The organism is Mycobacterium sp. NGS69, assembly GCF_059812165.1.
Window position 1 is genome coordinate 276104 of sequence record NZ_JCALCD010000006.1, and the last position, 21979, is coordinate 298082.

General features: G+C 64.2%; 18 protein-coding genes and 1 pseudogene. 8 read left to right on the forward strand and 11 right to left on the reverse strand.

Going from position 1 to position 21979, the window contains the following annotated elements; genetic code table 11:
• Positions 1–19 precede the first annotated feature (19 nt).
• The 5 genes from AC5Y2S_RS19580 to AC5Y2S_RS19600 form a co-directional block, all read right to left on the reverse strand.
• Complete coding sequence (locus AC5Y2S_RS19580) at positions 20–841, reverse strand: CbbQ/NirQ/NorQ/GpvN family protein (RefSeq protein ID WP_499957752.1); 822 nt, start codon at positions 839–841, stop codon at positions 20–22.
• A complete protein-coding gene (locus tag AC5Y2S_RS19585) occupies positions 838–2475 on the reverse strand; it encodes a nitric oxide reductase activation protein NorD (RefSeq protein ID WP_499957753.1) in 1638 nt (545 codons plus the stop codon). Before AC5Y2S_RS19585 ends, AC5Y2S_RS19580 begins: the two co-directional genes overlap by 4 nt.
• A 95-nt stretch (positions 2476–2570) precedes the next feature.
• A complete protein-coding gene (locus AC5Y2S_RS19590) occupies positions 2571–3362 on the reverse strand; it encodes a hypothetical protein (RefSeq protein ID WP_499957754.1) in 792 nt (263 codons plus the stop codon).
• On the reverse strand, positions 3359–4534 hold the full coding sequence (locus AC5Y2S_RS19595) for a spirocyclase AveC family protein (protein WP_499957755.1): 1176 nt from the start codon (positions 4532–4534) through the stop codon (positions 3359–3361). The genes AC5Y2S_RS19590 and AC5Y2S_RS19595 overlap by 4 nt, the downstream gene beginning before the upstream one ends.
• 100 nt (positions 4535–4634) lie before the next feature.
• Positions 4635–5267, reverse strand: coding sequence for a TetR/AcrR family transcriptional regulator (locus tag AC5Y2S_RS19600; protein ID WP_499957756.1), 633 nt, complete (start codon positions 5265–5267; stop codon positions 4635–4637).
• A 117-nt stretch (positions 5268–5384) separates the two neighbouring features.
• Here AC5Y2S_RS19600 and AC5Y2S_RS19605 point away from each other — a divergent pair, with 117 nt between their 5' ends.
• Positions 5385–6485 carry an NAD(P)H-dependent amine dehydrogenase family protein gene (locus AC5Y2S_RS19605; protein ID WP_499957757.1) on the forward strand — a complete coding sequence of 367 codons (1101 nt, stop codon included), beginning with the start codon at positions 5385–5387 and terminating at the stop codon, positions 6483–6485.
• Between the two features lie 7 nt (positions 6486–6492).
• Here AC5Y2S_RS19605 and AC5Y2S_RS19610 read toward each other — a convergent pair whose 3' ends face one another.
• Positions 6493–7989 (reverse strand): carotenoid oxygenase family protein, encoded by a 1497-nt coding sequence (locus tag AC5Y2S_RS19610; protein ID WP_499957758.1) that lies wholly within the window; start codon positions 7987–7989, stop codon positions 6493–6495.
• Positions 7990–8500: 511 nt separating this feature from the next.
• Between AC5Y2S_RS19610 and AC5Y2S_RS19615 the strand changes: the two genes are divergently transcribed.
• Positions 8501–9499: a spirocyclase AveC family protein gene (locus AC5Y2S_RS19615; protein ID WP_499957981.1), complete on the forward strand. Its 999-nt coding sequence runs from the start codon at positions 8501–8503 to the stop codon at positions 9497–9499.
• 38 nt (positions 9500–9537) lie between these two features.
• Here AC5Y2S_RS19615 and AC5Y2S_RS19620 read toward each other — a convergent pair whose 3' ends face one another.
• On the reverse strand, positions 9538–10230 hold the full coding sequence (locus AC5Y2S_RS19620; RefSeq protein ID WP_499957759.1) for a hypothetical protein: 693 nt from the start codon (positions 10228–10230) through the stop codon (positions 9538–9540).
• A gap of 229 nt (positions 10231–10459) precedes the next feature.
• Between AC5Y2S_RS19620 and AC5Y2S_RS19625 the strand changes: the two genes are divergently transcribed.
• From AC5Y2S_RS19625 to AC5Y2S_RS19635, 3 genes are read left to right on the forward strand one after another with little or no spacing between them, the layout of a single operon-like run.
• Positions 10460–11677, forward strand: a complete 1218-nt coding sequence (locus AC5Y2S_RS19625; RefSeq protein ID WP_499957760.1) for an enoyl-CoA hydratase-related protein — start codon at positions 10460–10462, stop codon at positions 11675–11677.
• Positions 11678–11681: 4 nt separating this feature from the next.
• The gene (locus AC5Y2S_RS19630) at positions 11682–12839 is read left to right on the forward strand and encodes an acyl-CoA dehydrogenase family protein (RefSeq protein WP_499957761.1); all 1158 of its coding nucleotides are present in this window, start codon (positions 11682–11684) and stop codon (positions 12837–12839) included.
• A 29-nt stretch (positions 12840–12868) separates the two neighbouring features.
• On the forward strand, positions 12869–14164 hold the full coding sequence (locus AC5Y2S_RS19635) for a phytoene desaturase family protein (RefSeq protein WP_499957982.1): 1296 nt from the start codon (positions 12869–12871) through the stop codon (positions 14162–14164).
• Here AC5Y2S_RS19635 and AC5Y2S_RS19640 read toward each other — a convergent pair.
• The 4 genes from AC5Y2S_RS19640 to AC5Y2S_RS19655 form a co-directional block, all read right to left on the reverse strand.
• The gene (locus AC5Y2S_RS19640) at positions 14161–14814 is read right to left on the reverse strand and encodes a TetR/AcrR family transcriptional regulator (protein ID WP_499957762.1); all 654 of its coding nucleotides are present in this window, start codon (positions 14812–14814) and stop codon (positions 14161–14163) included. The two genes, AC5Y2S_RS19635 and AC5Y2S_RS19640, sit on opposite strands and share 4 nt — an antisense overlap.
• Positions 14815–15094: 280 nt before the next feature.
• On the reverse strand, positions 15095–16273 hold the full coding sequence (locus tag AC5Y2S_RS19645) for an acyl-CoA dehydrogenase family protein (protein ID WP_499957764.1): 1179 nt from the start codon (positions 16271–16273) through the stop codon (positions 15095–15097).
• Positions 16274–16276: 3 nt separating this feature from the next.
• Positions 16277–17428: an acetyl-CoA C-acetyltransferase gene (locus tag AC5Y2S_RS19650; RefSeq protein WP_499957765.1), complete on the reverse strand. Its 1152-nt coding sequence runs from the start codon at positions 17426–17428 to the stop codon at positions 16277–16279.
• 61 nt (positions 17429–17489) lie between these two features.
• Entirely contained in the window at positions 17490–18182 is a 693-nt protein-coding gene (locus AC5Y2S_RS19655) for a TetR/AcrR family transcriptional regulator (RefSeq protein ID WP_499957766.1), read from the reverse strand.
• Between the two features lie 533 nt (positions 18183–18715).
• Between AC5Y2S_RS19655 and AC5Y2S_RS19660 the strand changes: the two genes are divergently transcribed.
• The 3 genes and pseudogenes from AC5Y2S_RS19660 to AC5Y2S_RS19670 all read left to right on the forward strand — a co-directional run bounded on the left by AC5Y2S_RS19660 (position 18716) and on the right by AC5Y2S_RS19670 (position 21911).
• Complete coding sequence (locus tag AC5Y2S_RS19660) at positions 18716–19792, forward strand: ABC transporter ATP-binding protein (RefSeq protein WP_499957768.1); 1077 nt, start codon at positions 18716–18718, stop codon at positions 19790–19792.
• Positions 19793–19845: 53 nt separating this feature from the next.
• Positions 19846–20886: pseudogene (locus AC5Y2S_RS19665) on the forward strand (lytic transglycosylase domain-containing protein); the annotation flags it as partial.
• 128 nt (positions 20887–21014) lie between these two features.
• Positions 21015–21911, forward strand: a complete 897-nt coding sequence (locus tag AC5Y2S_RS19670; RefSeq protein ID WP_499957772.1) for a TPM domain-containing protein — start codon at positions 21015–21017, stop codon at positions 21909–21911.
• Positions 21912–21979: the final 68 nt, after the last annotated feature.

Here is a 21979-nt window from a genome sequence, read left to right on the forward strand (position 1 = left end):
TGTTGCCCGCGAGCGGAATTCAATTCGGTGCGTGGGCCTCGATCAGTGCCGTGAGCCCGTCGCGTAGCTGGCGGTCATCGGTCAGCGGGCCCGCGATGGCCGACATCGCGGCGTCGATGAAGGGCGTCCCTTCGTCGATCAACACGGCGGTTGCGATCAATGTGCGGGTTGAGGCAACCTCGCGAAGCCCCGCATCCCGCACGCGGCGGACCGCGGTTCCCAGCCGGATCAGCGCCTCGGCGGTCACCGAGTCGACTCCCGATTCCTGCCGGAGGATCTCGAGCTCCACGTCCGGCGGAGGAAAGTCGAGTTCGATGCACACCATGCGTTGCCGCGTCGAGGCCTTCAGATCTTTCAACACACTCTGATAGCCGGGGTTGTAGCTGACGACGAGCTGGAATCCGTCTGCGGCGCTGAGGCTCTCACCGCCCAGGCGTTCGATATTGAGTTCGCGGCGATGGTCCGTGAGGGAATGGATGATGACCGTGGCATCTTGTCGGGCCTCGACAATTTCGTCCAGGTAGCAGATGCCGCCCGCGCGAACCGCCCGAGTCAGCGGGCCGTCGACCCATTCTGTCGAGCCCCCGGAAAGGACGTAGCGGCCCAGCAGATCGGAAGCCGTCATGTCCTCGTGGCAGGAGACCGTGTAGAGCGGAACACCGGCAGTAGCTGCCATGTATTCGACGAGGCGGGTCTTGCCGCAACCGGTCGGGCCCTTCAACATGACCGGCAAACCTCGGCGCATGGCGGCGCTGAACAGCGCGACTTCGTGACCGACCGGGTGATAGAACGGCCGCTGCCCGTTGCCGGCAACCGCTTTGGTCATCGCATCCTGCGTCATCGCAATTCTCCTCGACTTCGTTGGCCATCAGTAGATCCCAGTGAACGTGACGTAGCCTTGGCCCTCTGCAGCGATGTGCGCAGGATCGGGACCAGTGATCCTGCGAGTTCCGATGGGCCATCCAGCCGGCAGTGCGGGACCTCGCCCCATACCCGCTGGATCACGTCCGCCCGGGTGGCGGAACCGATGCTGAGACAAGCGCATCCGATACCGCCGGCGGCTGACTCACGCAGCGCTTGCCGGCTGTCTTGTTCCGCGTAGGTGCCCTCATAACCCTCTTCGTACGGAAAGCCGTCGCCGACGAGTATCAGAAGTTTCTGGGTGGTGCCGGCCCGTGTCTTCAACAGGTGCGACGCGTGCCGAACGGCAGCGCCGAGCCGGGTGAAACCGTTGGGTTCCAAAGCGGACAGGCGTCGGTGCACGGCGCTGTCATGTCGATCATCGAATTCCTTTATCCGCATGAATCGCACCGCATTGCGGCCTGCTGAGAAGAAGCCGAATAACGCAACCCGGCAACCCAACTCGTCGAGTGCTGCGCTCAGCCGCCGGGCAACCTCTCGCTGTTGGTCGAACACACGCCATCCCGACCCTTCGTCCCGGGTCGAACTGGTCGCATCCAGCAACACAAGCACGCTCAAATCGTGGGCGGTGCGGCGCATGCACTCATAGATGTCCGGGCGGGCGTCCACGCCGGCGGCTCGGTGCACCACCATGTCGACCAGCGCCCTTAGATCCAAAGTGTCGCCGTACGGTTGGCGTCGATGTCGCTCATGGGTGAGGCCGAGGCGGGCGAGTTCACGACGCAACAGGCGATCGCCGTCGGGCATCGGGCGCAACTCGGCGGCTGTCTGAGGGGGATCGTACTCGGCGACGGTGCACCAATCGGGGCGGTAGCGGTTGGCTGTGGAGTCCCATTCTGGATAACGAAACCCGACGGGAAGCGCTGGTGCGGAAGCGAAAACCGGGCGGACGGACTCGACCGGGTTTGCGTGCTGTCCGACCGGACCGACACCATGCCCGCCTACGGGAGTCGCCGCGCCGCCATTGCGATCACCTCCTGGCGCCCGGCCCATCCCGAAGAATCGGGTGATCATGGACGACAGCGGGGTTTGGATCGGCGCCGAGAACAGCTCGAGAATTCGGCTACGGTCGGATTCCTCGTCATCGTCGAGTTCGCGCAGCGAGTCTTCGGGGGAGGCAGGCGCTTCCCGGTGGTCCGCGGGCGAGGCGTCAATTCGGTTGGTGGCCCGAAGGATACTCAAGGGCTTGATGGTGCCCATCCAGTCGGGGGGCACCGGGAGACGGCGCCTGGCGTGGCGGGCCCAGGCCAGCGATTCCTGGGGGCATGACGGCGCGGGGCCGTCATAGATTTCCGCCGTCAACTCGAACAGCTGAAGCGGTAGTGCCTGTCTCAGCACCGAGACCGCGCGTACACACTCCAGCAGCAGATAGCGTCGTTGCAGCGAGTGCCGCCCGGCGATCCGTGCCATCACATGGCGGTCGAAACTTCCAACCCCGATGAGGCCGGCTTGCGCGATCACCGAGCAGCACTGCAGATGCGCGGGCCGCGCCGGCAGGAATATCGATTCGCCATCGGTATAGGCCAGCGGGTGATCGCCCTCGACGACGAACAACGGGCGGTCCGCGACGGCGCGTGCGAGCAGCGTAAACCGCGACCCTTGAGCAATTCTTGACACTTGGCCGAGCACTCCCTACTGCTCAGTTACGGTCAGGCGGCCACCGTGGTGCGCTCTTCCGTATTGATGGCCCGGCGCAGTAGCACGACCATGACCGCGATCCAAATCGCGAACACGGTAAGTGGCAGATAGAACGCGAATGCCCCGTTCCAGGCGAGTGGACCGTGCTTGAAGAACGGGACTACCCCGGCCGGTGCTACGAGCATTGCCACCCAGATATTGAAGTATCCGGCCCACCGTGGAAATACCCCCGTGTTTCGCTCGTCGCTGAGGATCACCACGCCAATAGACCCGAATTCCACCACCGCCGACGAGATGACCCCCACGAACATCAGCCATCCCATGTCATTGAGCATGCGGATCGTCACGCCCCCGATATCGGGCCGGTACGCCGCCGTCTGCCAAACCATCAGGGGGATAATGAATTCCAGCGACAACAGGCCGCCGGAAACCAATTGCGTCGACGCCAGCACCGAACGTGGTCCCTCGATCCGCTTCATCTGGGCGGAGATGACCGCGGCGAATGGGACCAAGAGCGCGGACGCGAACATGGTGAGCATCAAGCCCAGCCGAATCAGGTCGGGATGGTGCTGATACATGTCGAGGACCTGCTCGGGGGACTTGCCGGGAGCCGGCGGCGGGATGAAGCGAGCGAGCAGAACGAAGCTGGCCACCCACCCCACCACCATGACCGGTCCTGCCCAGACGCATGCCATCTGCATGCGTCTGTTGATCGCCGGCTTGCCGGGCTGATCGACGCCTAGATCACCGTGCTGCACAACAGCTTTGACGGCGCCGCCCGTGACGAAGCCTTCGGCGGTCACTTTCCGCCACCGGTGGAGAACTGCGTAGCCGTGTCCGACGCGGGGGCGGGAATGCCCGGTGGCACCACGACCTTCCCGTGCGGGTCGAAATGCACCGCGTCACGACGCGAGAGTGGCAAGTCCTTCGACGGGCAGGCCTGGTCGGTGTCGGGTCCGCATATTCCGTTGGTGAAATACGAGCGCTCCTGCACCTCGCGAGGCCATGAGTGCGCCTGCAAGTTGAACACCTGATAGGGAATGTTGTAGGTGACCATGTAGATGGTGCTGCCGGCACCCAATATCGCCAGGAACCGCAGCAGGGTCTTGATTCCCGCGCTTGCCCGGATCTCGTCGGCGCCTCGTTCGACGACGGTGTTGCCCTTGTCATCTTTGAAGTACCGGAGGCAGGCGAAACCGGTCCACCAGGCCGCCGTGAGCAACGATTCATACAGCGGGAACTGGTACCAGTGGCCGGCGAACACCGTCAGTTGAGGCACCGTCGCCCAGTAGTTGTAAAAACCTAAGTGGACCCAGGCGCCTTCACAGACGAGGTCGAGCACGAAGCCGAACAGCATAGAGACCGAGATCAGGCCCAGCACACCGATATTCGGGAAGCGCTCTTTCGTCTTACGCATCACCCATGTGCAGGCCAGAGCGATCGGGAAGAGCATGTACAGATATGCCGGCAGGATAAAGAACAACGGTTCCTGGAACATGTGACCCGGTGTACCGGCCGCGATCGACTGCCAGCCCGGGACGTAGGCGATCCACGAGCCGGCGTTGAACATTGCGGAGTTATACGTGAACGTCGGCTGATAAAAGTTGATAAACGGGTCCTGGAACCACAAGAGCACGAACGACAGCAGCAGTAGCCCGTCGGTGGTCATCCGCCTTTCGCGGATGCGCGGACGGACGACGACGACATAGAGGACGCCGATCGTGACCGCGACGCCGACCGGCAGGTAGAAGTGAAACAACGTCGACATCCAGCCCGGAAGCTGGGTGGGTCCTTGCGGTACTCGCTCGGTATCCGGGCCAGATACCCATCGCACGAACAGGTAGAGGTAGAACACCAGCCACAGTCCGCCGAGGAAGGCCCACGCCTTGATCGGTTTCTTCGCGGACGGGCTTTCGAGAACGGCGCGCTGCGTTCCGAACGGCGACACCTGGGGTGCGTTGGTCGTAATGCTCATGACGTCTCCTGCCTGCCGAGTGCGGTCAGTCAACACTAAGCAACACCGTTACTTACGTCAAGGAACAGTGTTGCTTAATGTGTCATTCTGGATGTCGGGGTCAGCGCGGCCCGAGGCGCATGCCGTAAAGCGCCATCCGCGTTGCCGCGTCGATCAGCGTGTCTTCGTCAACCTGAGAGGCTCCGGCGAGTAACGGCTGCAGCAGAACCAGGCCGCCAATCATGGCGATGGTCAAGGTGTTACCGTCCGCGACGGATTCGGCGGGAAGCCAGCCCCGTCGGCCGGCTTCATGCTCGGCCATCGAACGAAGGTCGCGAAGGCTGTCGGCCATGCCCTGTTGGGCCTTTTTCAAGAGCTCGCTACCCGAGTCTTGATCCGCTGCCAACAACGTGATCACCAGGTGTCGATATTTGACGAGATTGCCGTACAGGTCGCGGACGAACTCACCGACCAGCCGCGCGTCCTCCCACGGTTCGTCGACCTGGCTGCTCCACGCCGAGGCAAACTCTTCGAACGAGGCGAGAAACGGCGCGAGCAGAGTAGCGGCAAACAGGTCGTCCTTGTTGGCGAATTGCCGGTAGAGCACCGAGAGGCTGAGCCCCGCGCGGGATGCGATGTCGCGCATCGAAGTCTGGGCGTAACCGCGGTCGGCGAAGAGCTCGTTGGCGGCAGACAGGATTAATGTACGGACTTCCTCGGTGCTGCGCCGTGCGGCGCGACGGGACACGGCCATGCCGGACTCTATCCCTTCACCCCCCGGTAGACGTATCCACATTGTACCTGGACATAAGTAACGGTGTTGCTCTACGGTAGAGCAACACCGTTACTTAGAGGTCATCGGAGGAGTGAGATGTCGCAGAAAGTTCGGGTCATCCAATGGGCGCCCGGTCTCGTCGGGAAGCAGACGCTGAAGGGCATCATCGATCACCCGGACCTGGAGTTGAGCGGCCTTTGGGTGCACAGCAAGGACAAGGCGGGGGTGGACGCCGGTGAGTTCTGCGGTTACGCCGACACCGGGGTAGCCGCCACGGCAGACATCGAGGAGGCGCTGGCGATTCCCGCCGACTGCGTGGTCTACACCGCCACCGACCTGCGGCGGCAACCGGCCGAACTCGTCGACGACATCGCATCGATGCTCGCGACCGGCAAGAACGTCGTGGGTGTCCAGGCGTCGATGAACTACCCGCAATCGCATGGACCCGCCCTTGTCGACCGACTGGAGAGGGCGTGCCGGGAGGGGAGGGCGTCGTATTATCCGACCGGAATCAACGCCAGTGGCAGCCAGACGGTGCTCGCGGCCCTGGCCAGCATGTGCCAGCGCATCGAGTCGACTTATCTGTGCGAGATGTACAACTTCGAGACCTATGAGGATCCCGAGGTTTTCGGTTACTTCGGTTACGGCCTGACCCCCGAGCAGGCCGAATCTCACGATCTGCGACCGCTTTTCGAGTACCTGTTCGGACCCGCGTTGCACCTGACCGCGCGTTGGTTTGGCGTGGAGTTCGACGACGTGCGGTGGGACCAGGAGTTCGCTCTTGCCAGTCGCGACGTGCAGGCTCCGCTGTTCAGCCTGAAGGCTGGAACGGTGTCGGCGATCCGGTTCAACCTCGACGGTTGCATCGGGGGCAAGCGCCGGATCACGCAGGCCGGCTGCTACTGGCTGGGCGAGTACCCGGAGCACTGGGATCCGGCGCCCGGCGAGGGCGGCTACCGACTGGCGATCACCGGCGAGCCCGACATGCAGGTGCAGTGGGCGACGCGGACGCGCAACGAATCTTTCCGGGGCCCCTTGGCAAAGCCGCGGGGCCCCCAGGATCTGGCAATCATGGGCGGGTTGATGGCGACGGCAGCGCGCGCGGTGAATTCGATTCCTGAGGTATGTCGTTGCGCGCCTGGAATAGTGACACCGGCCGATCAGTCGGTGCTGTTACCCCGGGTCGACTGGAGTTGAGGCGCGTTTAGCGGAAGTCCATCCAGTGGCCGTGGGGCGTCCAGCCCATGTGGAAGGGAAGCTCGATCTTGCAGATCGGACCGGCGGTGATGTCGTCGGTGTCGAAGATCTGGAATTCACCGCGGTGCTCACCCCACCACGACACCGGCACGATGATGTAGCCGTCGCCCTCGGGGGCGCTCGTCGTTCGCGGCGCGAATGAGGCTTCGAGCACCGCGGCCAGCTCGCCCTGGCCTCGGATCTGGTAGATCTGCTCGGTCACCTTGTCGACGTCGTTGCGGATGAGGCTGTCCATGCGCATGCCGCGTTTCTTGGGCTGGCCGCCGATCTGGAAGCCGTAGCGGTGGCCTTTGCCGTAGAAGCGCTGGTCGACCTTGCATATCTCGGACGGCAGCTCCGAGAGCTGCTCGGCCTTGGTGTCGCCGGTCGTGAGGTTGACGGTCCACCGGCCCAGGTAGCTGGCGGCGTTGCTGAAGAACAGCGCGGCTTGATCGCCTTCGTTGAACTCCTGCTCCATCGGGAACGGCGGCGTGTTGAAGATTGGCGCGTCGAGGATGAGCTGATCACCCTTGACGTTGGCCGTCATGGTGTGCATGACATATTGCGCGGGCAGATCCGTTTGTATCCAACGGATCTCACCCTGCAGGTTGTGCCGGGGGATCAACGCGATCGTGATCGGCAGTTCGGGCTCCCAGCCGAAGACGGCGTATCCCTTGCTATTGCGCTTCAGGTCGATGATGAACGGCTGGAACGGCATGACAACCCATTCCGGCGTCAGCCAAATATCGTGCGCCACCGTGTTATACGGGGCGTCCCAGAGGTCACGCGATTCCACAGTGCCGTCGGGGTGGACATATTTCATCGACACATAGGGTGCCGTGTCGCTGTATGACCAGCCATAGAGGATGCCGGTGTCCTCGTCCCACTTCGGGTGAGCGCAGAACGTGCCATCCCCGAAGCACACGGGCTCGTGCGGGCCCCTGGACAGCGCCGGCGCCCAGTCCACGATGCCCTTGGTCTCCAATGTGATCGGATCGATCGTCTGCGGCGGAGCGCCCAACTCGCCGGAGACGATCAGCTCGCCGGCGAACGGGAAGATGTTGATGCTCGCGGTGCCCTGCGGCGTGTGCGCGTTCTCCGTGGTGCGCACCACCTCGCCGTAGCCGTAGTCACGGTAATCGCCGAACCCGCCGTCCGAGTAGTCGAACATGCCGCGGCCATATTTGTCTTCCAACACATACTTCGGTGTGCGCACCCAGCGGTTGCGGAAATCGGCCCGGCCGTTCTCGAAGACCAGGCCCTGCACCATGCCGTCCATCGCCAGCAACGGTGTCGTCCCCTGCTTGGTCGGCCGCTTCCAGCACGGTCCGGTGCGGTAGATACCGCCGGTGAGGTCCTTGGGGATCTCACCATGGGTGACGATGCACTCCTCGACCGTGGCCTCGAACCGCATCGGTTGGAACGGCCCTTTGGTGGTCACCGTGTCGGGAATGGAGTAGCTCATGTTCTGCTCCTGGTCCTCATCTCTTAGCAAGATCGCCTACGCAAGGGCTGCGATATGGGCGATGTTAGCGCCGAAGCGCTCATTTGTAAACGACCACTTACGTCATAAGACGGGTAAGAGTTGTGGCTTCACGCACCTCGGGAGAGCCCGGCTCGCATGCAGCTTACGCGCATCTTTCGTGGCGAAACTGCACGATAGAGCTCATTCGCACGGGGTCGGATGCGTACTTGTGTGACGTTCGCCACCGGCAAAGCAAATGCGAGCGTGTAAACGATCGTTAGGGCCCCGGACGCTGGCCGTCATCGCAAGTCGATGCGGCGGCCTCCAGCGTCCGGGCCAACATCGTGGCGGTCCAGTGCGACGAGGGGGCGCGTCGGGCGGGCCGTCGGTGTCACTACGCGGAGGTCGCCGCGGACGCCCGAGGGTCGGCCGACGAGTTGATTGCGGCCCTGAGATGATTGCGGGCCTCGAAGATCTAGGTGTTTAATCTTAATTCAAAGTTCGGGAGGTGATGGTCGCGGTGTCGGAATCGACGCTCCACCGGAGCGACCCCCCGCGGGGCAGGACTGCACCAGAGCCGTCCCGCACGGGCGGGGTCACCGTATGGGCCGTAGTCGCCGTCGTCTGGCTGGTAATCGCCGCCCAGGCGCTGGTGCGATGGATCGCTTCCAGTGATTTCGGGCCCGCGCCTCTGCTCGGCCCCGACCGCATGCCTGTGTGGAATCTGGTGGCGCTGAGGGTCTTTGAAGGGATTAGTGTCGCGTTGCTGGGCTTTCTGGTCTGGTCCTGTGTGATCAAGCCGTGGCGCCGAACCGGCGCCTTGAGCCTCGACGGCAAGTTCGTCCTCGGCGGAATGGCGGCCTTCGTCGCCGACGCGTTCCTGAACTGCTACACGTATCTGTTCGCGTGGAACGCGCATAACGTCAACATGGGTGTTTGGACCGCGTTTCTGCCCTTTCACAATCCGGCGGCGTCGTCGCGCTACGCGGAGTCGCTGCTGTGGGGCCCGCCGATGTATGTGTATTTCTGCGCCGGTGTGGCCATCGTGGGCTGTCCGGCCTATTTCGCCTTGCGATCCCGTTGGCCTCGGCTCTCCAATGTGTCGTTGCTGGCGATCGTGTTCATCGGTGAGTTTGGTTTCGACTTCGTGGTGGAGAATCTGGCGATCCGATTGACGCACGGCTACGCCTACGCGCGCACCTACGGGCCACTGACGCTTTGGGCGGGAAGCCAGTTCCAATTTCCGCTCTACGAGTCGTTTCTGGTGGCAGCGCTGGGTCTGCTCTACACGTGGATGCGGCTGCAGGCCGTCCAGTCGCCAGACGGTCTGTCGCCAGTCGAGCGAGGTTTCGATCGCTGGCGCCCAGCATTCCAGCCGATGATACGCACCCTGGCGGCGATCGGATTCTGCTGCGCGGCAACCATATTGATTTATCACCTGCCGTTCAACTGGTTAGGCATCGTCGGAGCGTCGACGGCACATCTGCCGACCTACCTGTTGCCGGGCTAACCTGCGTTCTGGTTGCTCAGAGCGATACGACACCAAGCCTAGGCCTGTCCTTCACCCTCCAGGCGGCGCAGCGCGCGGAAGGCGTAGGGCGTCACGATGACGATCAGCACAAAGAACATGACGAACACCGCCCAGAAGTTGAGCAGGCCATGCCAGGCGAACGGGCCGGTTCGGACAAATGGCACGAGGCTGAGCGGAACGTAGAGTGCCGCGGTCAGGAAGCACACGTAGCCGACCCAGCGCGGAAAGAGGGGCTGCGCGCGGCGGTCGAGCAGGATCGCGATGCCCAGTGCGACGCTCTGCAGCAGCGAGAACACAAACGTGAGGTCGAAGAACAGCCATCCGAGGTCGTACGACGTCTGTACGGTCTCCGCCGAGCGGGTTTCGGCTCGGAACGCCGCGGTCTGCCACACCACCGCCGGCACGGCGGTGACGACACCCGTCATCAGTCCGCCGAGGAGTTCCGTCGTCGACAGGATGCCCATGGGGCCCTCCATGCGGCCGATGATCTTGGAAATGGCGGCACTCCACGTGTAGTAGCAGGGCGCGCCGACGACCATCAGCACCATCCCCACCTGGATGCCGGTGTGGTGACTCTGGAAATACCGCGAGATCGCCGATGCGTCGAGGTCTTGCCCAGGGGGCGGCCAAAAGCCCGCGAATACCGCGAAGCCGAGCAGACCCAGGCCCGCGTAAATGCATACGGACCATAAGCCGAGGCGAAGAGTCATGTAGTCGCTACTCGTGTTCTGGGCACTCGGCAGCGCTGCGTGTCGTGTCGTCGTTGTCACAGTTCCTCCGGCCGTCAGCTCGTCGTCGCGATGTCCAGGTGAATTTAACCCACAATAGAAAAATATGCTAGCGTGCCGAGAGGACAGGCTTTCAACTGCTGAGATCTGTATCGAATCAAAATTAAATGCTTGTTAAGTTGTGTCGGTCATGCGATGAGAGGGGCGTGTTGTGGTCGACGTCGACTCAGCGACCCGCGACGCGCAGGTCGCCGCCGTTCGAGACCTTTACCGCGCGTTAGCCGCCGGTGACCGGGAAACACTCGGAAAGCTGCTACATCCCGATTTCGTCGGCCATGCCACCGTGGGTCTGCCGCTCGGCGTGGGCGGCGAGCACGTCGGGCCGGACGCGATGCGGCGCGAGGTGTGGTGGCAGCTCGGGCGCCACTATGACGTCCGGGCCTATCCCGACGAATTCCACACCCTTGACGACGGCCGCCTGCTCGTCGTCGGCCGCTATCGCGGCGAGGCCCGCCGGTCCGGCAGGAAGCTCGACGCGGCGTTCCACCATGTGATCGGCTTCGCCGACGACGGCCGCATCACCTCGCTGGATCAGCTGACCGACAGTGCCGCATGGATCGAAGCGCTCGATGAGCAGGGCCGGCTGGAAACGATCGACTACACCGTGGTCGACGGTGTGGCGACCGTCTGCCTGAGCCGGCCCGACGCCCGCAATGCGATTGACCCCCGGATGGCTGCGGAGTCGCTCGTCGTGGCCCGCCGCATCGCGGATGATCGGTCGGTGCGCGCCGTCCTCATCTGCGGTGACGGGCCGTCATTGTCCGTCGGCGGCGACACCGATTCTTTTCTGTCCGACGCGTCAACGCCACTAGGCGAGGTGCTGGAGGGCATGGTCACGCCATTTCATGAAGCTTTTCGCGTGCTCAACCGGATCGACGCGCCGATTGTGACCGCCGCCCACGGTGCCGTCGCCGGCGGCGGGCTGGGCTTCGTCTACGCGGCCGACCTGGTGCTGGCGGCCGAGGGCACCAAGTTCGTCACAGCGTTTGCCGCGCTGGGCCTTTCGGGCGACGGCGGCGGCACCTGGCACCTGCCGCGGCTCGTCGGTGCGCGCCGGGCCGCCGAGGCGTACCTGCGGAACAGGCCCATCGAGGCAACCGAGGCTTTGGAGTTGGGGATGATCAACGCGATCGTGCCCGCCGAAGAGCTGCGCCCGCGGGCGTTGGCGCTGGCCACCGACCTGGCGCACGGGCCGACCCGCGCGTTCGCCCGCATGCGCGCTCTGTTGCGCGATTCATGGCACACCGACCTCGCAACCCAACTGCAGTCGGAAACCGAGGCGCTGAAGGCCACCGGCGACACCGCCGACGCCGCAGAAGCGCTTTCGGCGTTCAACTCCAAGCGCGCGCCCCGCTTCACCGGAAGGTAAGGACATGGGACTGATCAACGATTCTCCCGAGCACAAGGCGATTCGGGAAAGTGTCGCCGGCATCGCCAAGCGATATGGACCCGAGTACTTCCTGGAGCGGGGGCGCTCGGGCGGCGGGATCGACGAGTTGTGGCAGGATCTCGGCGCCGCTGGTCTGCTCGGCCTACACCTCCCCGAGGACTACGGAGGCGGCGGGGGAGGGCTGGCCGAAGCCGTCGTCGTCGTGGAAGAGCTTGCCGCGCATGGGATGCCGTTGCTGATCTGGGTCATTTCGCCGGCCATCTGCGGCAGCATCCTGGCACATCACGCGTCAGAAGAAATGAAGCGTCGATGGCTTCCGCCGATCGCGGACGGGAGCAAGAAAATGGCCTTCGGCTTGACCGAACCCGACGCCGGATCCAACAGCCACAACGTCAAAACCACCGCGAGGCGCAGCGACACCGGCTGGACGATCTCCGGCTCCAAGTACTACATCTCGGCCGTCGATCAGGCCGACGCAATCCTGCTGGTGACCCGCGACGCGGAACATTCGACCGCGGAACGCAGCCGGCTGTCCCTGTTCGCCGTCCCGACCGACAGTCCCGGATTGACCTTTGCCCCCATTGACACGTCGATCGTGTCGCCGGACAAACAGTTCACCGTGTACCTCGATGACGTCGCGGTTGGCGAGGACGCACTCATCGGAGTCGCAGGCAACGGGCTGCGGCAGGTCTTCGACGGGCTGAACCCGGAACGCATCCTGGTCGGCGCGCTGTCCAGCGGGATCGGGCGCTACGCGATCGGCAAGGCCGTCGACTACGCCAGGCAGCGGCGCGTCTGGTCGACGCCCATCGGCGCGCACCAGGGCATCGCCCACCCGTTGGCTGACTGCCACGTCGCCATCGAACTGGGGCGAATGGCAACCGCGCGCAGCGCCGAGCTCCTCGACGCCGGCGAGCCGGCGGGCGAGGCCGCCAACATCGCCAAGCTCGCCGCCTCCGAAGCGGCATTGAAGGCTCTCGACCAGGCCATTCAGACGCACGGCGGCAACGGCCTGTCCCACGAGTACGGGCTGGCGGAACTGTGGTTCGTCACCCGGCTGATGCGCACCGCGCCGGTGAGCCGGGAAATGGTGCTGAACTTCATCGCCCAAACCTCGCTGGGCCTGCCCCGCTCCTACTAGGCCCCGACCCGTTTGAAAGGGAAACGTACATGCCAGGAACGCAATTCGACGCAGTTGTCATCGGCGCCGGCGCCGGCGGCCTCTTCACGGCCGCCCGGCTGGCCACCAACGGATATCGCACGCTTGTCGTGGAGCGACTCGACAAGGTCGGTGGGCGTGCCTCCACAGATGACATCGACGGCTTCAAAGTCAACACCGGTGCCATCGTGATCGAAGTCGGCGGTATCACGCAGCAGACCTGTGACGAGGTGGGCGCTCCGTTCGACATTCGCGAACCGAAACCCGCGCTGCTGTACCGGATCGGCGGCAAGAATGTCGACGTGACGGGCGGCGGGTGGGGTTTCCTGCTGAGCAAGCTCACCCGCCAGGGCGCCAAACTTGTCGCCGGAATCGGCGCCGCCCGAAGCGACTCCGGGCTGCCCGAGGACCAGATCAGCACCGCCGAGTGGGTTTCGCGCTACACCAAAAACGAACGCGTTCACGGCATTTTCCGCAACATGTGCGCATCCATCTTCGCCGTCGGCTCCGAGGACCTTCCAGCGCGGGTGTTCCTCACCTACTTCACCCGCAAGAGCGCGTTCAAGCGGTTCGGCTTCCACCCCGAAGGCACCATCGGGCTGTGGCGTGGCCTGGCCGGCGTCGTCGAATCGCACGGCGGTGAGGTGTGGCTATCCACGGCGGCCACCAGGATCGTCTCGGACGGCGGCAGTGTCACGGGGGTTGAGGTGATCCGCGACGACGGCGAAAAGGTAAGCGTCGCTGTGCCAGTGGTGGTCAGTGACGTCGGGCCTGCCGCCACAGTGAAGCTGCTCGGTGAGGAAAATGTGCCCGCCGACTACCAGGATCTGGTCAAAAAGGGCGACCGCCCGACCGCGATGATCTCGGTGAACTTCGCGAGCCGTAACCGCCTCGTGGATGTTCCCGGCATGCTTAGCTTCGCAACATCGCGACGGCTGGCCTATATCGCGAATTTCACCGATACCTGCCCGGAGATGGCACCTCCGGGTTGGCATCTCTACGTCGGGACGTCGGTGCCCAAGCCGTCCATCGGGGACTTCGACGATGCCGTCGAAACCGAGCTACTGCTCGAGGATCTGCGCGACAACATCGACGGATTCGATGTGCAGGCACGGATATTGAGCATTGCGGTCACTCGCGACGACTGGCCGCCCCAGCGTGCGGTGGCGGGCTTCGATCTGCCGCACGACACGCCCTTCGCGGGTCTGTGGAACGTCGGTGACGCGGTCAAGGAATACGCCAACGGGGGCACCACGGCGTGCGCGGAGACGGCGGCGCTGGTGGTGGAAAAAATACTCGCGGGCTAAACGGTCGTGGGCTCCGCCAATCCGTACCGCACGAACGACTGAGCGTTGGCCACCACGGTTTCCAGGGGACCGCGTCGGGGGTCCCACCACTCGACTGCCCAATTCAAAGCGCCCAAGACCAACATCTGCGCCAGGTACAGGTCGAGGTCGGTGCGAAGCTGGCCCGAGCGCGCCATGTCGTTGATCAGCCGGCGCCACACTTCGCCGTAGCGCTGCTCCTCGAGGATTTGTCGCTCTCGGATCCCCGGTGGCACTTGACCGGCGTTGCGGATGGCTGCGGTCGTGTAATCGGAGATCGCGAGCTCGTGTCGCAGATGCGCCTCGACGGCGGCGAGCAGGCGATCCAGCGCTGAGACCTCGGAGGGCAAGCCGTCTAGCACGGCGATGACATGTTCTCGCATATCGGCGATGCCGGCCCACATCACCTCCTCAATGAGGTCATCTCGCGACGGATAGTAGTAATAGATCGCCGGTGCCTGCAGTTCAGCGTGTGCCGCGACGTCATTGAGGCGCAATCCCGCATAGCCCTTGACGCTCAGCACATGGGCGGCCGCGTCGAGGATCCGCCGTCGTGTCTGTGCCGATTTCGGCTCGGCGGTCGCCGCGGAGGCCGGACCCGTCACAGCAGCCACATCGGTCCGCCTGGTCATTGATTGATTCTAGCCAGTGAAGCCGATGACGCCGCCTTATGGCGACGAAATTTCTATTCAACATTCGATGTGGCACCGCGCGCACTGGTACAGCGCAAACCCATGTGGAGCGGGTCAGCAGTGGGAATTTCTATCACAGATTAAGTGACTTGTTAAGGGCAAGAGACTGCGGCGACCAGCCCGATAAAGGATGCCGGGGCGGGGGATGGACACACCCCGCCACGGCAAGTCCTGGGCTCGCAGCGCCGATAGCTAATGTATATTAAATTAAAGCCGCGAATCAATATTCATTGCGAGCAGAAGTTGGGTTCGATCCGGCAATCTCCCGGCCGATGAGCTCCTTCATGATCTCTGTCGTTCCGCCGTAGATTGTCTGGGCGCGGGTGTCGAGATACGCGCGGGCGACCGGGTATTCGACCATATACCCGTAGCCTCCGTGAAGTTGCAGGCAGCGATCGAGGAGCCGGCGCTGCAACTCGCTGACGTACCACTTGCCCTTCGCGGCATCGACGGGGGAAAGTTCGCCTGCGTTGAAAGCCTCAACCGATTTGTCGACGTATGCCTCGGTGACATCGAGCTCTGTGGCCATCTCGGCGAGTTCGAAACGGATGTGTTGCAGCGCGGTGAGCGGCTGGCCGAATGCGTTGCGCTGCTGGCAGTACTCGACCGTCTGGCCGAAGATCGCGCGCGTGGTCGCGATCGCCTGAGCGGTGACACCAAGTCTCTCGCGCGGCAGGTGGCTCATCAGATACTGAAGGCCGCGGCCTTCTTCCCCCAATAGGTTTTCGGCCGGAACCGCTGCGTCATCGAAGAACAATTCGGCCGTGTCTTGCCCAGGCAGCCCGATCTTGTCGAGCTGGCGCCCGCGCCGGAATCCCGGTGTATCGCGCTCCACGACGAACAAGCTGAACCCGCGTGAGCCGCCCTCCTGATCGGTGCGTGCGGCGACGACGACCAGGTCGGCCATCAGGCCACTGGAAATGAAAGTCTTCTGGCCGTTGAGGATCCACCTGTCGCCGTCGCGTCGAGCGCTGGTGCGAATCCCCCTGAGATCGCTGCCGGCTCCCGGTTCGGTCATCGCGAGGGCACCGATCAGTTGGCCGGAGGCGATGCCGGGCAGCCATCGCTGTTTCTGTTCCTCGTCGGTGAGATCCAGGAGGTAGTGCAGCACCAGGTCGTCCTGCAGGCTGACCGTCAGGCCGAACGACAGCGCGTTGACCTTCGCGATCTCCTCGCAGACCACCATCCGGTAGCGGTAGTCGTGTTCGCCGGCACCGCCGTAGCGCTCGTCGATTTCGAGTGCATAGATTCCCGCCTTGGCGGCGTGGGCGAACACTTCGCGGTCGATCCGGTGGTTGTGGTCCCACTCATGTTGGTGCGGAACAACTTCGCGAGCCAGGAACTCCCGAACCGTGTCCCGGTATGCCTCGTGGTCGGGGCCATAGAGCGCCCGGCGCACCGGTCAGAGCCTCTCGATGATCGTGACGTTGGCCTGTCCACCGCCCTCGCACATGGTCTGCAGGCCGTAACGGCCGCCGGTGCGTTCCAGTTCGTGCAGAAGCGAGGTCATCAAGCGCGCACCGGTGCACCCGATGGGGTGTCCCAAAGCTATTGCCCCGCCGTTGACGTTGACGCGCGCAGGGTCGGCTTCAAGCTCCGCCTGCCAGGCGAGTACCACGGGCGCGAATGCCTCATTGATTTCCACCAGGTCGATGTCGTCGATCGACAGCCCGGTTCGTTTGAGCGCGTGCCGGGTGGCCGGGATAGGGGCGGTCAGCATGATCACGGGATCGGCACCGCGCACCGACATGTGATGGATCCGCGCTCGCGGTGTCAATCCGAACCGATCGACCGCGTCCTGCGATGCGATCAGCAGCGCCGCGGCCCCGTCGGAGATTTGGCTGGCCACCGCCGCGGTCAATACCCCGCCCTCGACCAGGGTGGGCAGCTTGCCCATCTTTTCTAACGAGGTGTCCGGTCGCGGCCCCTCGTCCACCGTGACATCCGCGTGAGCGATGATTTCCCGCTCGAATCGACCTTCGGCGATTGCGGCCAGGGCACGCTGGTGGCTGCTCAGCGCGAAATTCTCATTGTCCTCCCGGGTGAGGTGCCACTGGCTGGCGATCATCTCCGCCCCGCGGAACTGGGAGATCTCCTGAGTGCCGTAGCGGGCCTCCCACCCGCGGCATCCAGTCCACGGATCGCCGGACCCGAAAGGCTCACCCGCGGCGAACGCACTCAAAATCGGGAACTGGCTCATCTTTTGGACTCCGCCCGCGACAATCAGGTCGGAAGTGCCGCTCATCACGGCTTGCGCCGCGAAATGTACTGCCTGCTGAGCCGATCCGCACTGCCGATCGATCGTCACCCCGGGTACCGACTCGGGCAGGCCGGCCGCTAGCGCTGCCGTGCGCGCGATATCTCCCGCCTGCGAACCGATGTTGTCCAGGCAACCGAGGATCACGTCGTCGATGGCTTCGGGATCCAGGTCGTGTCGATTGACGACGGTCCGAATGACACTGGCGGCCATGTCGGCCGGGTGCTCCTGGGCGAATCCACCGCCGCGCTTGCCGACCGCCGTGCGAACCGCATCAACAATATAAGCTTCAGTCACCCGAGGAATTTAACACAGAATCAAAAAGCTAAGCCACCCGCTCCGAGGTGGAGGTCCGGCGTCAGCGTCTGCTAGCCGTTGTGCGCGCCTTCCTGGTGCCGCGGGACCGGGATTCGGGGCGCGCCGACAGGCCGTTGCGGACCAGGGATTGGGCGTTGGAGACGATGCCGTCGACGGAGTCGCGGCGTGGGTCGCGCCACTCGGCCGCCCAGTTCAGCGCTCCGAGGACCAACAGCTGCGCGTAGCGGGGGTCAAGGTCGGCCCTGATCTCCCCGTCGGCCATCGCATTCTCGAACAGTCGGCGCCACACCCGTCCATAGCTGGTTTCCTCTTTGAGCTGTCGGGTGCGTAGGTGCTGTGGGATCTGTCCGGAGTTGCGGATCGAGGCGGTGGCGTAGTCGGAGATCTCGAGTTCGTGCCGCAGGTGGGCCTCAACGGCGGTCATGATCCGGTCCAGCGGCGAGGTTTCCGGCGGCAGATCGTTGAGGGCCTCCTGTACGTGTTTGCGCAGTTCGGCGACGCCGCAGTACATGACCTCTTCGATGAGTTCCTCTCGGGACGCGAAATAGTAGTAGATCGCCGGTGCCTGTATCTCGGCGTGTTCGGCCACATCTGAGAGTCTCGTCCCGGCAAACCCTTTCGCGCTCAGGACGTGAGCGGCCGCATCGAGGATGCGGGCTCGCGTGCGAGCGGACTTGGACTCGTTATCGGTCGTAGCTGCGCTTTTGGAAGCCTCTGCAGGTTTTATAGCCACGGTTAAAGGATATCGTAGGGGCGGTCCGCGGCCCGATCTCAGTGCAAAAGCGGACGTCGGAGTTGCGGCCACGTCCGTTTCAACGGTCGACCCGTCAGCCAATCTGCAACGAGGTGCACCGGCTCGTCGATCGGAAGCCAGGTATTGAATCTTGGTTAGAAAGTGGGTAGTGTCGGCGATCACATCGAGCCGCGCCGATCTGCGTCGCTCGACCCGGGGGGTCATGAATATCACGTTGGATTGGCCGCAGTGCGGGCTTGGGCGACGGGCGTGTCAGTCGCCGGGTCTGGCGCGCGCGTGACGCATCTCTTGGAGTGCAGGATGAGAGCCCGAAGCAGAACCGTCCTGCGCTCCGTCCTTCTGCTGGTGTTCGGCCTGTGCGTGTGGAACGCGGCGCAGGCACGGGCCGCGACCGCGGAGTCTGCGACGGCACCGTTAGCTGCGCATGGCTCCACAATTCTCGTCGCCTTTCCGGTCAGCAGATCTCACACGGACGTCAACGGCGTAAGTGCGCCTTAACGGGAGGAATTCGCATGGGTACGGCTATCAAGGTTGAGGGTCTCACCAAGTCCTTCGGATCCCAACGGATCTGGGAAGACGTCACGTTGGACATCCCACCGGGGGAGGTCAGTGTCCTACTGGGGCCGTCGGGTACCGGCAAATCGGTGTTCCTCAAGTCGCTGATCGGTCTGCTGCGCCCGGAGCGCGGCAAGATCATGATCGACGGCACCGACATCCTCAAGTGCTCGGCGATGCAGCTCTACGAGATCCGCACGCTGTTCGGCGTCATGTTCCAGGATGGCGCGCTGTTCGGTTCGATGAACATCTTCGACAACACCGCGTTTCCGCTGCGCGAGCACACCAAGAAGAGCGAAAGCGAGATCCGTGACATCGTCATGGAGAAGCTGACCCTGGTGGGCCTCGGCGGCGACGACAAGAAGATGCCCGGTGAGATCTCCGGTGGTATGCGCAAGCGCGCCGGCCTGGCCCGCTCGTTGGTGCTCGACCCGCAGATCATCTTGTGCGACGAGCCCGACTCCGGTCTGGACCCCGTGCGTACGGCGTATCTGAGCCAGCTGATCCTCGACATCAACGCCCAGACCGACGCGACCATCCTGATCGTGACGCACAACATCAACATCGCCCGGACCGTGCCGGACAACATGGGCATGCTGTTTCGCCGCAAGCTGGTCATGTTCGGCCCGCGGGAAGTGCTGCTGACCAGCGACGAGCCCGTCGTGCGGCAGTTCCTCAACGGCCGGCGCATCGGGCCGATCGGGATGTCCGAGGAAAAGGACGAGGCCACCATCGCCGAGGAACAGGCTCACCTGGAAGCCGGCCACAGTGACGGTGGAGTCGAGGAGATCGAGGGGGTGCCGCCGCAGATCACCGCGACGCCGGGCATGCCCGAGCGCAAGGGCATCGCCCGCCGTCAGGCCCGGGTCCGCGAGATGTTGCACACGCTGCCCACCAAAGCCCAGGCGGCCATCCTCGACGACCTGGAAGGCGCCCGCCAGTATCCGGAACTCGAGCTCGCTGACGAGAACGGCGACGGACGCCACCGCGCCGACGAGGCGCCCACCGAAAGCATCCTGGCTGACTATCGGTAGTGGCGCCGAGGTCTGACCAAGGATCCCGCGTGCTAAACAAGTCGTTCGCTGCGCTGCTCGGTCGGTTCGTGGACCGCCCCGGCCGTGCGACGGGGCGCCACAGGGCAATCCACGGGGCGCGAGGCCGGGCATTTGCTGTCGCCATCATCGTTCCGCTGGTATTCGCGAGCGCCGTCGGCGCCACGAATCCTCGATTGCCCATGAGGGCCTCGGCGATGCGCGGATTGATGATTGCCCCGGTGGCCGCGGTAACACGCGCCTCCGCGGACCCGTCTGGGCCGCAGGTGATCGGGGTCGCGGCCCCGCCGAGCGACTTCCACGTTGCCGCGGCGACTGTGTCGATTCCCCCGCCGACCGCTGTGGTGAATTCGCTTGGTGCGTTGGGTATTCCGTCGACGGCGTTGGCCGCCTACCGTAACGCCGAGCAAATGATGGCCCGCTCCGATCCCGGTTGTGGAATCGGCTGGAGTCTTCTGGCCGGCATCGGGCGCATCGAATCGGGACACGCCAACGGCGGTGCGACGGATGGTCGTGGCACGGTCGTCCAGCCGATCTACGGTCCCGCCCTGGATGGCACGCTGCCGGGGAACGAGGTCATCGCCGAAAGCGATGGCGTCGGTCGCGTCAGCTACGCGCGCGCGATTGGGCCGATGCAGTTCCTGCCCGCTACCTGGGCGCGGTACGCCTCCGACGGCGACGGCGACGGGGTGGCCGATCCACAGAACCTGTACGACTCGACGTTGGCGGCCGCGCGGTATCTGTGCAGCGGCGGCCTGAATTTGCGAGAGCCGTCCCAGGTGATGGCGGCGATCTTGCGCTACAACAACTCGATGTCCTACGCCCAGAATGTGCTTGGTTGGGCCGCGGCGTATGCCATCGGCGTTGTTCCGGTCGATTTGCCGTCGCTGACGGGCCCGGCACCGGCGCTGGGCGACCCGCATCTGGAGAACCCGGAGGGGCTGGGTCCGGGGCTGCCGCTCAACATGCACGGTTTGCAACCCACCGATCCGCTGGAACAGACGCCGCTGCTCGACCTCAGCCGACCCGGGGTTACCGATCAGCTTCCCAGTTGCACCGTGATCTGCATTGGCTCGTGAGGCTCGTTGTCGCGCAAAGAGGCCTGAGCACCACCGAGAGCTATCACGATCCACACGTCGGGAATCCACTGGTCGCGGGTTCGAGCCCCGCCGCCCCGCCCTGGATCGAGGGCTAAATTACTTCTATGCGTGTTGTTCGCTTGCTGGCTGTAGTCCTGACGATCCTCACGGCCGGGCTGCCGCTTGCAGCACCCGCCGGCGCCCAACCGCCGTCCAAGCTCACCGACCACATCACTGACAACACCGGGGCGCTGAGCGACTCGGGCCGCGCGGCGGTCAGATCGGCCATCGACCGGCTCTACCGCGACCGGCACATCCAGCTGTGGGTGGTCTACGTCGACAACTTCTCCAGGATCAGGGCCGACAACTGGGCGAACCAAACCCGCAGCGCCACCGGCATGGGCGACCACGACGCGCTGCTGGCCGTGGCCACGAACACCAAGCTCTATCTGTTCGACGTGCCGGGTCTGCCGGCGGCGGACTTAAACGCGCTGCGCAGCAACCAAATTGATCCGGCGGTCAATGCCAAAGAGTGGAGCATCGCCGCGGTCGCCGCGGCCGACGGGCTGGACAAATCGGCAAGCCCGGCCACCTCGCCGAAGCGCAACTGGGTGCCGATCGCAGTCGCCGTCGCCGTCGTCGTCGCGGTCGTCGTGCTGCTGGTGGTGGTGTTCGTGCTCTATCGCCGGCGGCGGCGCGCCGCGCGTGGCGGCGGGCAGGTGAGCATTGAAGGACGCTCGCTGGCGCACGCGTTGTCCATCGCGGACGACAGATTGCGTCAAATCTCCGATTATGTGGCCCGGCATCGCCAGAGCATCGGTAGCGAGGCCCAGCGCCGGTTCGAAGAGGCGCGACAGCATCTGGAAGCCGCGCACGGCAACGAAGCAACGAACGAACCCGACGCGATTGCCTATGCCAACCGGGCGTCGACGCTCGCCGCTCAGGCGCAAACGCTGGCCAACGCCGACGTCCAAGCAGCACACCGCACGCCGCGACGTCGAGGCACTACGGCCGCGCGATGATCGGTGAGACCTGGCCGATATTGTCGCGACGTTGTCCTTGCCGAGATATCGCCCGTCGGGTGAGCATC